At 45.5% G+C, this 15,140-nt stretch carries 12 protein-coding genes and 1 tRNA gene; 5 read left to right on the top strand and 8 right to left on the bottom strand.

Translation table 11 applies throughout. The features are described 5' to 3' along the window. Positions 1-95 precede the first annotated feature (95 nt). The 3 genes from dapD to prmB are packed head-to-tail and all read left to right on the top strand — an operon-like array spanning position 96 to position 2,993. Complete coding sequence (gene dapD, locus IEN92_RS06005) at positions 96-923, top strand: 2,3,4,5-tetrahydropyridine-2,6-dicarboxylate N-succinyltransferase (RefSeq protein WP_216161563.1); 828 nt, start codon at positions 96-98, stop codon at positions 921-923. 5 nt (positions 924-928) lie between these two features. Continuing rightward, the gene (gene dapE / locus IEN92_RS06000) at positions 929-2,080 is read left to right on the top strand and encodes a succinyl-diaminopimelate desuccinylase (protein ID WP_215375751.1); all 1,152 of its coding nucleotides are present in this window, start codon (positions 929-931) and stop codon (positions 2,078-2,080) included. 16 nt (positions 2,081-2,096) lie between these two features. After that, entirely contained in the window at positions 2,097-2,993 is an 897-nt protein-coding gene (gene prmB, locus IEN92_RS05995; RefSeq protein ID WP_216161560.1) for a 50S ribosomal protein L3 N(5)-glutamine methyltransferase, read from the top strand. Positions 2,994-2,997: 4 nt separating this feature from the next. On the opposite strand, the gene radA is transcribed toward prmB, so the two are convergent. From radA to IEN92_RS05980, 3 genes are read right to left on the bottom strand one after another with little or no spacing between them, the layout of a single operon-like run. Continuing rightward, positions 2,998-4,362: a DNA repair protein RadA gene (radA, locus tag IEN92_RS05990; RefSeq protein ID WP_216161558.1), complete on the bottom strand. Its 1,365-nt coding sequence runs from the start codon at positions 4,360-4,362 to the stop codon at positions 2,998-3,000. 7 nt (positions 4,363-4,369) lie between these two features. Then, a complete protein-coding gene (locus IEN92_RS05985) occupies positions 4,370-4,861 on the bottom strand; it encodes a hypothetical protein (RefSeq protein WP_215375742.1) in 492 nt (163 codons plus the stop codon). 11 nt (positions 4,862-4,872) lie between these two features. Next, the gene (locus tag IEN92_RS05980) at positions 4,873-6,813 is read right to left on the bottom strand and encodes a potassium transporter Kup (protein ID WP_215375739.1); all 1,941 of its coding nucleotides are present in this window, start codon (positions 6,811-6,813) and stop codon (positions 4,873-4,875) included. 171 nt (positions 6,814-6,984) lie between these two features. Between IEN92_RS05980 and IEN92_RS05975 the strand changes: the two genes are divergently transcribed. Continuing rightward, positions 6,985-7,061 (top strand) — tRNA-Met (locus IEN92_RS05975). 131 nt (positions 7,062-7,192) lie between these two features. Next, entirely contained in the window at positions 7,193-9,181 is a 1,989-nt protein-coding gene (locus IEN92_RS05970; RefSeq protein WP_216161555.1) for a tetratricopeptide repeat protein, read from the top strand. Positions 9,182-9,234: 53 nt separating this feature from the next. Here IEN92_RS05970 and IEN92_RS05965 read toward each other — a convergent pair whose 3' ends face one another. From IEN92_RS05965 to IEN92_RS05945, 5 genes are read right to left on the bottom strand one after another with little or no spacing between them, the layout of a single operon-like run. Continuing rightward, on the bottom strand, positions 9,235-9,774 hold the full coding sequence (locus tag IEN92_RS05965) for a hypothetical protein (protein ID WP_216161552.1): 540 nt from the start codon (positions 9,772-9,774) through the stop codon (positions 9,235-9,237). A 58-nt stretch (positions 9,775-9,832) separates the two neighbouring features. Continuing rightward, positions 9,833-12,274: a DNA internalization-related competence protein ComEC/Rec2 gene (locus IEN92_RS05960; RefSeq protein ID WP_216162248.1), complete on the bottom strand. Its 2,442-nt coding sequence runs from the start codon at positions 12,272-12,274 to the stop codon at positions 9,833-9,835. A gap of 55 nt (positions 12,275-12,329) precedes the next feature. Beyond that, on the bottom strand, positions 12,330-13,166 hold the full coding sequence (locus IEN92_RS05955; RefSeq protein ID WP_216162246.1) for a TatD family hydrolase: 837 nt from the start codon (positions 13,164-13,166) through the stop codon (positions 12,330-12,332). 20 nt (positions 13,167-13,186) lie between these two features. After that, positions 13,187-13,882 carry an ABC transporter ATP-binding protein gene (locus tag IEN92_RS05950; RefSeq protein ID WP_216161549.1) on the bottom strand — a complete coding sequence of 232 codons (696 nt, stop codon included), beginning with the start codon at positions 13,880-13,882 and terminating at the stop codon, positions 13,187-13,189. Continuing rightward, positions 13,875-15,137 (bottom strand): lipoprotein-releasing ABC transporter permease subunit, encoded by a 1,263-nt coding sequence (locus tag IEN92_RS05945; protein ID WP_215375731.1) that lies wholly within the window; start codon positions 15,135-15,137, stop codon positions 13,875-13,877. The genes IEN92_RS05950 and IEN92_RS05945 overlap by 8 nt, the downstream gene beginning before the upstream one ends. Between the last annotated feature and the right edge of the window lie 3 nt (positions 15,138-15,140).

The following is a 15,140-nucleotide window of genomic DNA, read 5'->3' as shown; positions in this document are numbered from 1 at the left end:
GGGGCTACTCAGACGTGTTTTTGCCCCATCTATATAATGATAAATCTACCTTTGGGGACAAAATCCCTTAACAATCTGATAGTTAACTGAAAAGCATGAGCCAATCACCACAAAGCATCATCGAACAAGCCTGGGAAAACCGCGCAAACCTCTCTCCAGACAGCGCCCCTAGCGATGTCCGCGGCGCAGTTAATGCCGTCCTGGAAGGCCTCAATTCAGGCACCATTCGGGTTGCTGAACGTCGTGACGTGGGCAAGTGGGAAGTAAACCAGTGGGTTAAGAAAGCAGTTTTACTGTCTTTCCGCCTAGAAGATAACGTTCCGATGGGCGCTGGTGGCTATACCCAGTTTTATGACAAAGTTCCTAGTAAGTTCCAGAACTACACGGCTGCCGATTTTGCTACTGGCGGTTTTCGCGTTGTACCCCCTGCTATGGCACGCCGTGGCTCATTCATTGGCAAAAACGCCGTGCTCATGCCTTCTTACGTCAATATTGGTGCTTATGTAGGTGAAGGCACCATGGTCGACACTTGGGCAACAGTCGGTTCTTGTGCCCAGATCGGCAAAAATGTTCATCTTTCCGGTGGTGTTGGCATTGGCGGTGTTTTGGAGCCAATCCAAGCCGGCCCGGTAATCATCGAAGATAACTGCTTTATTGGTGCCCGCTCCGAAGTGGTTGAAGGTGTTGTCATTGAAGAGAATGCTGTGCTCTCTATGGGCGTCTACATTGGCCAAAGCACCAAAATTTACGATCGCGAAACTGGTGAAGTGCATTACGGTCGCGTTCCTGCTGGCTCAGTGGTAGTTCCTGGCTCGCTTCCTTCAGCCTGCGGAAAGTACAGTCTATATGCAGCCATCATCGTTAAAAAAGTGGATGCTCAAACCAGAGCAAAGACAGCTATTAACGAATTACTGCGCGACTAAATTTTATGAGTGCCGCCCTTGAGCTAGCCGAAGCTCTCATTGCCTGCCATTCCGTTACGCCAGCTGATGGTGGATGCCAAGAATTGATTGCTAAACGATTGCAAGCAGCTGGCTTTCATACAGAAAGTGTTGTGAGTGGTCCCGATAACTTTCAGGTAACTAATCTGTGGGCAATCAAAAAAGGTAAAGCGGGCGATCAAGGCAAGGTCTTGATGTTTGCTGGCCATACCGATGTGGTCCCTACTGGCCCCCTCGAAAAATGGACTAGCAATCCCTTCACGCCAACTATTCGTGACGGCATGCTCTATGGTCGTGGCGCTGCGGATATGAAAACTTCCTTGGCGGGCTTTGTTGTTGCAACTGAGGAGTTTGTTACTACCCATCCCGATCATCAAGGCTCGATCGCTTTTCTAATCACCAGCGATGAAGAGGGGCCAGCGAACGATGGCACAGTCATCATGTGTGAACGCTTACAAAAGCACGGTCAGCGCTTAGATTATTGCGTCATTGGTGAACCTACTTCAGTCGACCAACTAGGCGACATGATTAAAAATGGTCGTCGTGGTTCTTTATCAGGCAAGCTTAGGGTAAAAGGCATACAAGCGCATATCGCCTACCCTCACTTAGGTCAAAACCCTATTCATCTTTCTGCACCAGCAATTGCAGCCTTGGTAGAAACAGAGTGGGATAAAGGGAATCAATACTTCCAGCCGACCAGTTTTCAGATTTCCAATATCCACGCAGGTACTGGTGCAAACAACGTCATTCCTGGTGAGCTAGTCATTGATTTTAATTTCCGCTTTTCCACTGAGAGCAAGCCAGAACAATTGCGCGAGCGCCTAGAAAAGATCTTAAGCAATGCTGGCATTGATTTTGAGATTGATTGGGTCTTGGGTGGCAGTCCATTTATTACTGGTGATGGCGACCTAGCAGGCGCCTTACGCCAAGCTATCAAAGCAGAAACAAATATTGAGACTGAGTTATCAACAACTGGCGGGACTAGCGATGGCCGCTTCATTGCCAAGATCTGCAAAGAGGTAGTGGAATTTGGGCCTATCAATGCGACGAGTCATAAAATTGATGAGTGCGTCAATGTTGATGATGTTGAGCCGCTAAAGAATATTTATCGCAAGACTCTTGAGCAGCTTATTGCCTAATCTAAGATAGCCCATCATGGACCCTGAGCCTCAACCACCCCTTACAGTCAATCAGTGTATTGAGCTAATCTCTCAAAAACTAGCAGCAGCAAACTTGCATTATGGGCATGGCGCGATTGATGCCCATAGCGAAGCTTTATGGATTACCAGCAAGCAAATTCATTTAAGTCCTGCAGAGACCCTGGATCACCTTGGAGATTCCATCTCAGATGAGCAGTATAAAAAAGCCTTTGCAGTTGCCGACGAAAGAATCTCCACTCGCAATCCTCTGGCCTATATCCTAGGTGAAGCATGGCTGATGGGTGTGCCATTTTTCTGTAGCGAACAAAGTATTGTTCCTCGCTCATGGATTGCTGAACTCATTGCAGATGGCTCATTAGAGCCTTGGTTACCAGCAGATGGTAAAGCTTTAGACCTTTGTACTGGCAATGGTTCATTAGCTATTTTATTAGCCCTTTCCTGCCCCGATATTCGGGTGAGTGCTTGTGACATCAGCATGCCGGCACTTTCGGTGGCAGCTCGTAATGTTGATCGTCATAGTTTGAATTCTCAAATCGAACTACTCAATGGTGACTTATGGGATGCATTGCCAGAGCCCAATGAAGATAACCTGTTCGACCTCATTATTTGCAATCCCCCTTATGTGAATGCAAATTCAATGAGCGTACTTCCGGCTGAGTATCATGCCGAGCCTGCCTTGGCTTTAGCGGGTGGTGAAGATGGCATGGATTTAATCAGAAGAATCATCGCTCATGCGCCAGATTACTTATCTGAGCGCGGTGCCATCCTGCTAGAAATTGGCAATGAGTATGAGAACTTTAAGAAAGCTTTCCCACAAATTCCAGCAATTTGGATGGAGGTTTCCGCTGGAGAAGAGCAAGTACTCCTCATACAAGCAGAAGACCTACGTTAATAAATTAACTGAGTTCAGCTGCTGCTGCTATCGCTTGATCAATCCGCTCTACTGGTATTACTTTTAAGCCTGGAATCTTCGTCTTAGGCATATTTGCCTTGGGAATAATGGCAACCGTAAAACCCAGTTTGGCAGCCTCTTTAAGACGTTCTTGACCCCGTGGGCATGGACGGATTTCGCCAGCCAAGCCCACCTCACCAAAGACGATCAGCTCTTTGGGCAGAGCCTTATTGCGAATCGATGACTGGATCGCCAAGAGCACTGCTAGGTCAGCCGCGGGCTCAGAAATTTTTACTCCACCCACCGCGTTTAAGAAAACATCCTGATCAAAACATGCGATACCTGCATGGCGATGCAAGACGGCCAAGAGCATAGCAAGGCGGGCTTGCTCTAAGCCAACAGCCAAGCGCCGTGGATTAGGAACATGCGCGGTATCAACCAATGCCTGAATTTCAACCAATAATGGTCTACTGCCCTCTTGCGTTACTAAGACGCAAGCTCCTGGCACCATTTGTTCATGTTGCGATAAGAAAATTGCAGAAGGATTAGTGACGCCACGCAGACCCTTTTCAGTCATGGCGAAAACACCTAATTCATTCACGGCGCCGAAACGATTCTTGATTGAACGTACCAATCGAAACGAGGAATGCGTGTCGCCCTCAAAATACAAAACCGTATCCACGATGTGCTCCAGAACTCTAGGGCCTGCAAGATGGCCGTCTTTCGTCACATGACCCACCATCAAAACGCAAATGCCACTCGATTTTGCTGCCCTGGTTAACTGCGCAGCGCACTCACGTACTTGCGCGACAGAGCCAGGGGCCGAACTGAGCACTTCTGAATATAAGGTCTGAATAGAGTCCACCACCAATACTTGTGGTTTGACGGTATCCATAATCGCAATCAACTTCTCCAACTGAATTTCTGCCAAGACCTCTAATTGAGGTGCATCCAAAGCAATCCGTTTAGCCCGCAATGCAATTTGCGCGGCAGATTCTTCACCGCTGCTATAGAGCACATTCATACCAGATGCACTCATTTCGGCCAAAGCTTGCAACAAGAGTGTCGACTTACCAATACCAGGGTCACCGCCTAAAAGCACAACACCACCTGGAACCAGTCCACCACCTAAAACACGATCGAACTCTTCTACGCCCGTACTAAATCTTGGCAGATCTTCAGCTGCAATAGCAGAAAGCTTTTGTCTTGGTAGTGATTGTGCCAAGCCCTGAAAGCGAGCATTCGAGGTGGTCTCAGGTAAACCCTCCTCCATCGTATTCCATGCCTGACAAGATGGGCATTGACCCGACCACTTCGCAGAAGTCCCACCACATGACTGGCAGACATAAACCGTTTTAACTTTAGCCAAAATTTACCTAGTCGAGTTGTGTGCCGGCTTTATTTTCTTGAGCGCGCTTTGGAGCATCTTTACGGCGCTGCTCTAGATCAGCAGCCCTTTGCGCGGCTGCTTTTTGCTTCTCTTCAAACTCTTTTTGATTATCAGCGCGCTCAGCAGCTTTTTCAGGAGAAGCACGCTCTGCAGCACGCTTAATATCGTCCTGATCCTTTAGGCTTTTACGAAGTTTGCGCTGAACCTCATGCAAAGCAATTTCTTGTTCTGTAATCGGATCAATCTCTTTGCGATATTGCGCGCGAGCATCTCTAATGCAGGAATTCACCCAGTAGTTTTGATAGCACTCGGAAGAGGCTTTACCCCAACGATATTTGGCCCAATCTCGTTGTAGCTCTAGCTCCTGCTCAATCTTATCGAGCTGCTCAAGTTCAGCCTCTTCTGCGGGAGTCGCCAAGACTAGACTACTAAGCGAACAAGCTACCAAAAAAATTCCAAGGAATACTTTTGAGCGCATGAGCAAACTTCTCAAATCTCCACCTTTGCGCCCAATTCAACTAGACGATTTGCAGGAATCTTAAAGAAGTCAGATTGGCGACCAGCATTTTGGTACATCCAAGCAAATATGCGCTCGCGCCACATCGCCATACCCGGCAATGTAGTTGGAACAATAGTGTCTCGCGAAAGAAAAAATGATGTGTTCATCAAATCAAATTTCAGGCCAAACTGACTCTCGAGCAAAGCCAAAATTTGATTGCTATCTGGAGTTTCTTTAAATCCATAAACTGCGCGCACTACATAAATATTGGGGCCAAGCTCTTTGATCGTCAGTCGCTGGTCGTCGCTGACATAGGGTACATCCCAAATGCTGCATTTTAAGAAAAAGACGCGATCATGCAGGACATGGTTATGTTTGAGATTATGAAGAAAGGAGACCGGCAAATAATCGACGTGAGCAGTTAAAAAGATAGCAGTGCCTTCCACACGATGTGGTGGATTCTGCAACAAGCTGGTGATAAAAGTATCTAGCCGAATACCTTCATCCAGAACACGTTTACGCACAATTTGACGGCCTTGATACCAAGTCATCATGAGTAAAAAGCAGATCGATGCAATGACTACGGGAAACCAACCGCCCTCGAATAACTTCACGAGATTGGCAGTGAAGAATCCGATGTCGATAATCAAAAAGCAACTAATGATGATGGCCACTAAGAAAGCATTCCATTTCCACAATGCCTTCATGACTACTGCAGCCAGCAGGGTTGTTAATAGCATTGTTGTAGAAACTGCAACACCATAAGCATTTGCTAGGTTCTCAGACTTCTTGAATGCTAAGACAATTCCAATCACAACAAAACATAGTATCCAGTTGATGAAAGGAACATAGATCTGCCCCTTTTCTTTATCTGAAGTAAACGCAATTTTCATGCGTGGCAAGAAGCCAAGCAAAATAGCTTCACTCGTCATTGAGTAGGCTCCAGAAATACAAGCCTGTGAAGCAATTACAGTAGCCAAAGTTGCAAGCACAACCAAAGCAAATGTATAAGACTCTGGGACCATCAAAAAGAATGGATTTGAAACGGTTTCAGGTTGGGTTAGCAGCATCGCACCCTGCCCAAAGTAGTTAATTAAAAGGCAAGGCATCACTAGTAAAAACCAAGCAAACTTAATCGGGCGTATGCCAAAATGGCCCATGTCAGCATACAAAGCCTCTGCACCAGTGAGCACCAAAAAGATGGAACCAGTCACTGCAAAGGCAATCCCAGCGTCCTGGATCATAAATCTAAAAGCGTATATTGGATTTAGAGCATTAATGATTTCAGGCGCATCCTGAATCTGATAAAAACCCATGACCGCTAAGGAGCCAAACCAAACTAACATGACCGGTCCAAATAATGCACCGACTACTGAGGTACCCTTTTTCTCCAATAGAAATAAGAGCAATAAAATCCCAATGGTGATTGGCAATACGTAAGGTATGAAGCTATCTGATACAACGGTAGTACCTTCAATAGCTGATAAAACTGAAATTGCCGGTGTAATGACCGCATCGCCATAAAAGAGGCAAGCCCCTAAAACACCCACAATCATGATGACAACTGATCGCTTTGAGTTGGTTTTGGCTGTACGCAAAGCAAGCGCCATCAGAGACAGAATGCCTCCCTCGCCATGGTTATTTGCGCGCATGACAAACAATAAATACTTTAGCGATACCACCATAACAAAAGACCAGAAGATCATCGAAATCACACCAAAAATAGACTCTGGTGTCATGGGTATACCGTTGGTAGGGTCGAAGCAAACTTTTAACGCGTAGAGTGGGCTTGTACCAATATCGCCAAACACAACCCCAATTGCGCCAAGAGCTAAAGTAGTCAAACCACCCTTTTGGTGATGATCTGAGCCTTGGATTTGAACAGGCCGCAATATTTCTGAGTGAGAAAATTCGGGATTGCTAACTGACATGAATCATCCTTTTTATAGGCCAAATATTCAACATAACGCGTGGCAGTATGTTACTCCTTCTGGAAGACTCGTTAATTTCGAATTTATGAGAAAAAAACCGCTCTAATATGCTTCTTTTGAAGGAATAGCTCGACAGGGACGTCCAAAAAATGCTAGAATCTAAGACTCAGACGCGGGGTGGAGCAGTCTGGCAGCTCGTCGGGCTCATAACCCGAAGGTCGTAGGTTCAAATCCTGCCCCCGCAACCAAGAATTACGTACTAAGCCCTTAATCTTTAAGGGCTTTTTGCTTTTTTGGGTCAGAATTATCAACTCCAGCCCGGGGGCTAAAATTAGCTTTAGTAAGCAAACTTTAAAGCCAAAACAAAGAACTCAAGCACGTGGACACATTTCAAAAAGCCAAAGACCACTTTTTAGCAGGCATTCAGAAGCTAGAAAGCGGGGCACTTGAAGAGGCAGAAAGAGAGTTTCTGGCTTCTCTTGACCTAGCCCCTGGCAGACCCTCTACGTTGACAAATCTTGGCGCAACGCAAATTAAGCTTAAAAAATTTAGTGCAGCGAAATCTACATGCAAGGAAGCGCTTGCTAGCGACAAGAATAATTCTGAGGCTTTGTTGAACTTAGGGTTAGCCTATAAGGAAACTGGGGATTTAATAACCGCTCTTGACAGTTTTAAGCAAGCGTTAATGCTTGACCCAAAATCTTCTAAGGCCTGGTCAAACAAAGGAAGTGCACTTCGTGATTTGCATCGATATGAAGAAGCGCTGATCTCATTTGATAGGGCGCTTGATTTAGATGAGAAATACTATGAAGCTTGGACAAACAGAGGCCTTACTCTCAATGATTTAGGCCGACATAACGAGTCTATCCAATCTTATGCAGAAGCAATATCGATCAATAGGAATTATGTTGATGCTTGGTTCAATAAGGGTTCAATATATTTGGCCCTGAAAGAATTTTCTCAAGCATTGGCCTGCTTTGAAACTGCTTTTGAAATCAATCCTGATTATGAATATCTTCTCGGGGATCTTGTCCACAGTAAGCTCCTAATAGGTGACTGGAAGGATTTGGACGAAAAGCTGTTAAGACTTGTTAAACAGATTGAGTATCAAGAACCCGTTTCGACACCATTTCCTATGCTTTCCGCAGTAGATAAACCTGAACTGCACTTAGCAACTGCAAAACTTTGGGCTAATAAGCAATATCCAAGGAATACTTCCCTTCCGGTCATTCCCAAAAAGAATCACTCCAAAATCCGAATTGGATATTTTTCACCAGACTTTAAAGATCATCCCGTTTCTTTTTTAATGGCAGAGCTTTTTGAATTACACCACCGAGATGAATTTGAGATATTTGCGTTTTCCCTAAAAGCAGATAACGCTGGTGGTGTAGTTCGCAAAAGACTCATTGCAGGATTTGATCAATTTCTAGATGTTGAAAACAAATCCGACCAAGAAGTGACACAACTATCTAGGGATAACGAGATAGATATCGCTATAGATTTATCTGGATATACCCAATTTAGTCGAACGGGGATTTTTGCGCATAGGGCTGCGCCAATTCAAGTGAACTACCTCGGATACCCCGGCACCCTTGGAACAGGTTACTTTGACTACATCATTGCTGACCCCACCTTAATACCCCCTACCCATCAATGCTTTTATGCAGAAAAAGTGGCTTATCTACCTTATAGCTATATGGTGGATGACTCAAAGAGAATTGCATCCGAAAAGATCTTGGAGAAAAAAGATTTCGGTCTTCCTGACAATACATTTGTTTTCTGCTGCTTTAATAATAGCTACAAATTTAACGCTGAACTAATAACTAGTTGGGCCAAGATAATGCTAAAAGTTCCTAATAGCGTGTTATGGCTGTCGGAGAACAACAAAGACTTCAAGAGTAATTTATTAATTGCATTCTCAAGTCGGGGCGTAGATCCTACTCGCCTCATTTTCGCTCCAAGAGTTGAGCTTATGGAAGATCACCTCGCGCGCTATCGAATGGCCGACTTGTTTTTAGATACTCTGCCATTCAATGCGCATACAACAGCACTTGATGCGTTAAAAGCTGGGGTTCCAATCCTTGCATTAACTGGGGAGGCATTTGCTGGAAGGGTTACTACAAGCCTACTTAAGGCAATAAACCTACCTGATCTCATAACCAACTCACGTGAAGAGTATGAGTCGCTTGCAGTTGAATTAGTCAAAACTCCGAATAAATTAGATGAAATTAAAAAGAGGCTTCAAATCAATCTAGTTGAGTCGCCGCTATTCAACACCCAAATCTTTGTAAAAAATATTGAAACTCTTTACAAAAAAATGTACGAACAATATCAAGAAGGGCTCGCCCCTGAACATCTAACCATCTAAACAATTAGATCAAAAAATGGGCCCCAAAAAGGCTCAAGGCAGTCATTCAGATATTAGTTTTTTGTACCATCAACAACCTTCAAGTAACCCTGTAAATACTGAGCAGGAACAAATAAATCACTTGATACCCCCGTCTTTGACGATATCGTCACTTGGAACCCCTTGTCCATGCGTTCATGTAGAAAAGCATCGGTCATCTCAATAGTCATTGACTCTTTGAAAATACATCCCTGTGGCTCACATGCACCAGCCTCCCGTGCAACGACATTAAAAGTACTTGCAGGTTTATTCAGCAAGTTTGCAGATTCGTAATAGCGCCAAGGTGAGAAGTAAGTTAGCGTTACCCAAAGTTGGTAAGTCTTGACGCCTTGCTGTGATTGTTCAGCTCTTAAGCTAAACATCTCATAGGTATTAGCAGCGTCCATTGTGTTGATGGGCGGCCCTTGGAAAGTTTTCATACCATTACTTGGATTGACGCTAACCGTGGTCGAGTTATACACATCGTTAATTTCCCACTTACTCACAACTTTATCGTTATTAGCGCAGGCCGTTAGACCAATAGCCACTATCAGCAAAGCAATAAATCTGAACATTTAAATCCCCTTTATTTCTTAAAAGGATACTAGCACGCGGCCAAAGTAAGCCCCATGTTTAGCTCCCTTCATCAACTTTTCGGTGCCACAGGCGCCGAATTTCATGTCTCCAAAATTGCACTAAAGGCCCAGTCTTAGCTTTAAAGACCCAAGTCTGAGCTCCCGTAGTCGGGGTTTGGTAAAAGGGGATCGTTAGACCCCTGTAGCGTTCCGTCACGACTGGATGAGGGTGACCATAACGATTGCGATAACCATTTTGGGCAAAAGCAAAATTGGGTTCCAGCGTTCGAAGTAAGTCTATTGAAGAAGATGTTTTGCTGCCATGGTGTGGGGCCATAAAAATTAAATTTCGGTTAGCAGAGCTACTGAATCCAACTGCATTCAAGCGCGCAGTAATTTCGGCCTCACCCTGCTTCTCCACATCACCAGTTAACCAAAGAGAGTGTTCCTGATTACGTATCTCAAGTACGCAACTCATTTCATTCGGTTTTCTAGAGTATTGATCCGTAAAGAGGGTCTCTTCATGCGGATGCCAAACGATGAACTCCACCTCATCCCATGCCCAGCGCTGCCCAAAACGACAAGGTAGGCTAGGAATTTTCCTCGCATGGAAATTTTCCAGCAAAGAATTGTTAGAAGGTAGCGACCCCATCATTGAATCAAATCGAATATGTTTTAACAAAGTAGCTCCACCCCCAACATGATCACTATCACTGTGACTAATGACCATTCGGTCAATGTGATCAATGCCTCTACCGCGAAAATAAGGAAGGATGACTCGCTGTCCAGCATCATCTTTCTTGCCTTGAATAGGGCCCGTATCGTATAGCAGCTTTTTATTCCGGGTCTCAATCAAAACTGCAGTACCTTGACCGATATCTAGCACTGTTGCTCTGAATTCGCCTGCAGCTAGCGAGCTATTGGTCCACCACTGAGAAATTGGAGTAAACAAAGGCATAGATAAGCACAAGGCCAAGGTACGTGATTTCCAACTACTCATTAAATCCCCTGGACGAATGGCATAAACGATTCCCAACCCTGAAATGATTAATGCCCACCACCCAGGCTGCTTTGCCCATACTACCGAGCAAGACCACCCCGCCATCCAATCCAGAGTGATAGCCAAATATTCCATGGCAGCATGCGCTGGTAGCAATAGCCAACGACCAATAAAGTCGGGCAAAAATGCTCCAGCAATAGCTAAAGGAGTCACAACATAGCTTACTAGAGGTATAGCAAATGCATTAGCCAATGGCGAGACCACCGATACCTGATAAAACCAATACAAAGTAAACGGTAGTAATGCGATAGTGACCACTGCTTGCACTCTAGAAGCTTCATGAAGAGCCTGAATCATGCGATGAGCCCAATGAATCTGCAGCTCTTTTCCGGTAGGAATTCCTAACAAACCTGCTGAATCCCCCATCGCAAATAAGATTGCGGCAACAGCACCAAACGAGAGCCAAAAACCGGGGGTATATGGCGCCATAGGATCAATCAGCAAAACTAAAGCGAGCGCCCACCACCAAATATCAAAGGATCGCGGATTTCTGCCAGACCAAAGCGCAAATGCGACGACTCCAACCATATACATCGTTCTCTGTGCAGGAATCTGAAACCCTGCCAACCAAGCATAGACAAATGCAGTCAGAAATCCTGCGATAGCAGCGACCTTGGCAACAGGAAGTAACAGTGGCCAAGAACGGCGTCGCCAAATAAATCCAGCGATCGATGCACCCACTCCAGCCAACATCGTCACATGTAAACCTGAGATGGAGATAAGATGCCCAATCCCTGTTGCATTAAACACCTGCCAGTCTTCCTGATTGATGGCATTTTGATCCCCCATCACTAAAGCAATAATGACACCGGCATAGCGTGCATCCGCAGGCAGAAGTGATTGGATCTTTTTGCGCAATTCCCATCGTGCTAACTCCATCTGCATGGAAAACTCAGTAAGCCCAATGTCACTAAACAGAATTAACTTTCCAAAACGAATAGAACCGTTGGCCCCAAAGTCCTGATGGAATGCCCAGCGCTCAAAATCAAAGGTAAAAGGATTTAAAGAACCATAAGGTCTTTTTAACTTGACCTTAAATTTCCAGCGTTGTCCCGGAATCACTGCCGGAATGGCCTCTGGATTTCTCCAAGCGGGTTGCCAGCTTAAATAAACCTGCCTCGGAAATTGATCCTGATATTCGCCATTAAAAAGAAGACGCTCAATTTCAAATGCAAACTTTGCACCATCAGCATTACCTTGGGGCAAACCTACTACGCGCCCTTCTACCATTAATTCTTTACCCTCCAACTCCACCGCAAGAATATTGTTAAGTCGATTCTCTGCATATCGAGCATTCCACGCAAACCCGAAGACAAACATGAGGGCAATTACTAGCATGCGACGCAATAAGGGTTTTGATCTAGGAATACAAATGAAACCAAATAGGATTCCCCCGAGAAGGGAACATCCAAATGCCCAGTTTGCGGGAACATGCGGCAAAAATAATAGGAGCGATCCCCCGGCGATAAACGCCGTAATAGCTAAGCGCAAGAAATTAAGAGGCTAGTTTGGGGTTTGCAAAGCCAGTACATAGTGCCGACCAGCGTGGTAAAACTTGCATGGCATTGCGCCACACAGCTAATGCAAATTCATCATCGCTCAGACCACGAATAGATGCCAACTCTCTTCCAATACGCGGTAGAAAAGCCGGCTCATTAAATGCAACACCCTCTTCTCGCAACCATGCAGGCGGAATATCGGGTGCATCGGTCTCAGTCACAATACTTTCAATTGGTAGTTCTGCTAAGAGTCTTCTAATTTGTAAAGCACGCTCGTAAGTTGCAGCGCCACCAAATCCCAACTTAAAACCTAATTCAATAAATTGCTCTGCCTGCTGAAAGCTACCATTAAATGCATGAGCAATACCGCTTGGTATATTGCGACGACGTAGACCTTTAAGGATGGCATCCTGGGAGCGACGAACATGCAAAATTACTGGCAATTGGAACTGTTGCGCTAAATCGAGTTGTGCATTGAAAAAATATTCTTGTTTGTGAGGATCCAGGCCCTCTACAAAATAATCCAGACCTATCTCACCAATACCTACAAACCGCGGATCCCCAAGCGATTGCGTAATTTGCTCCTCCAGAATGGCAATGTCATTCTCATGAGCTTGATTGGTATACAAGGGATGGATGCCTAAGGTGTACACCAATCCAGGTAGCTCAACTCCAAATTCAGCTGCCAAGCTTCTCACGCGTTGACAGTCAGCAGCTTTAACTGCTGGCAAGAGAATGGCTTGAACATTCTTATTTTTTGCTGCAGAAATAATCGATGGTAGTGAGCCTGAAAATTCTGGCGCATCTAAGTGGCAGTGAGTATCAATCCACATTAGCTGATTGACTGTCGCCATCACTGGGAGAATGGCTTTAATACTCCGCGCTCTAGATGCAAAATACGATCACAACATTTAGCGCGAACTGGATCATGCGTCACGATCACAAAGGCAGTGCCCTGATCGCGAGCGATATTTAACATCAAGTCAAATACTCCATCAGCTGTTTCAGTATCTAAATTACCTGTTGGCTCATCCGCTAACACGCAAGCAGGATTCCCGACTAAAGCTCTTGCAACAGCCACTCGTTGACGCTCCCCACCAGAGAGTTCGCCTGGGGTATGAAGTTCTCGGGCTGCCAATCCAACTGCTTTAAGCATCTTACTAGCTCGCTCCATAGACTCGTCATTACCCAAGCCCCGAATCCGCAAAGGCAAAGCTACGTTCTCCACCGCACTAAATTCATCTAGGAGGTGGTGGAACTGATAAATAAAACCGAGACTGTGATTACGCAATTGGTCTAATTTTTTCACTGATAACTGATTTAAATGAGAGCCAGCAAGCACCACGGAGCCTGTGCTAGGAGTATCTAAACCACCCAAGAGGTGTAATAACGTGCTTTTGCCTGAACCTGAAGAGCCTACGATAGCCACCTTCTCCGAAGGTGCAACATCTAAGTCAATCGCTTTGAGCACCTCAACTGCAGTGGGGCCTTGACCATAGGTCTTGGCAAGCCCCCTGGCGACAAGAACTAATTGATTTTGATCACTCATAACGAAGTGCCTCCGCAGGTTGAACTTTGGCAGCACGACGACTTGGATAGAGAGTGGCTAAAACCGATAATCCAAAAGCCATTAATCCCACAGTAAGCACATCACCCATTCTCACATCCGATGGCAACTCACTAATGAAATACACCTCACGAGGCAAGAAGCGAACGCGGAAGATTGCTTCGATAGCCGGAACAATCACATCGATATTAAGTGCTATTAATAAACCTAAGGCCACGCCGGCTAATGAACCCATAATGCCAATAGCAAGACCTTGAATTAAAAAGATTCTTTGAATCAATCCTGGACTAGCGCCCATTGTTCTGAGAATCGCAATGTCTGCTTGCTTTTCATTGACTGTCATTACTAGCGTTGAGACTAAATTAAAAGCCGCCACCGCAATAATCAAAGTCAGAATGATGAACATCATCTTCTTCTCAGTTTGAACTGCAGCAAACCAATTGCGGTTGGAGCGTGACCAATCAGTGACCCATAGCGCTTGTGGAACTATCGCAGCCAATTGAGTAGCTATCTCAGGAGCACGTTGCATATCGTCTACCTTAATACGCAAACCTGATGGGTCATGTAAGCGCAATAAGGCGGCAGCATCTTTCCAGTGCATGATCGCTAAGGAGCTGTCGTACTCGTAATGGCCGCTATCCACAATACCCACTACTTGCAGAGTACGCATCCGTGGCATTGCACCTGCCGGGGTTAAATCACTCTCCGGAACGATTAGATTCACGCGATCACCAACGTGAGCACCTACTAAAGCTGCAAGTTGTGCGCCTAATGCAACACCAAATCCACCTGCTTGCAGATCATTAATACTGCCAGCAACAAATTGTTTTGGTAGATCCGAAACCTTTCCCTCTTCGCTAGGCAAAATTCCACGAATGGCAACGCCTCGCATCACGTTATCGCGACTGAGTAATCCCTGTGAACTCACCATTGGGGCTACGCCAACCACATGAGGCTGAGCAGCAACTTTAAGGGCGATGGGTTGCCAATCTGCCAAGCCTTCTGGCGCAGTAATTTCTACATGGGACAGAACGGAGAGCATGCGATCACGAACTTCTTTTTGAAAGCCATTCATGACCGAGAGGACAACAATGAGGGAAGCTACCCCTAAGGCGATACCGGCGGTTGATATTCCCGAAATAAAGGACAGGAAGCCATCGCGCTTACCTACCGTCTTACGACGTTTAGATCGGGTGTAACGCAGGCCAATTTCTAGCTCAATAGGAAGTCTCAACATAGC

This window comes from Polynucleobacter sp. MWH-Creno-3A4, from assembly GCF_018881885.1.
Taxonomy (GTDB): Bacteria; Pseudomonadota; Gammaproteobacteria; order Burkholderiales; family Burkholderiaceae; genus Polynucleobacter.
Note: the sequence above shows the minus strand (reverse complement) of the source record. Positions and strands in the feature narration are given on the sequence as shown.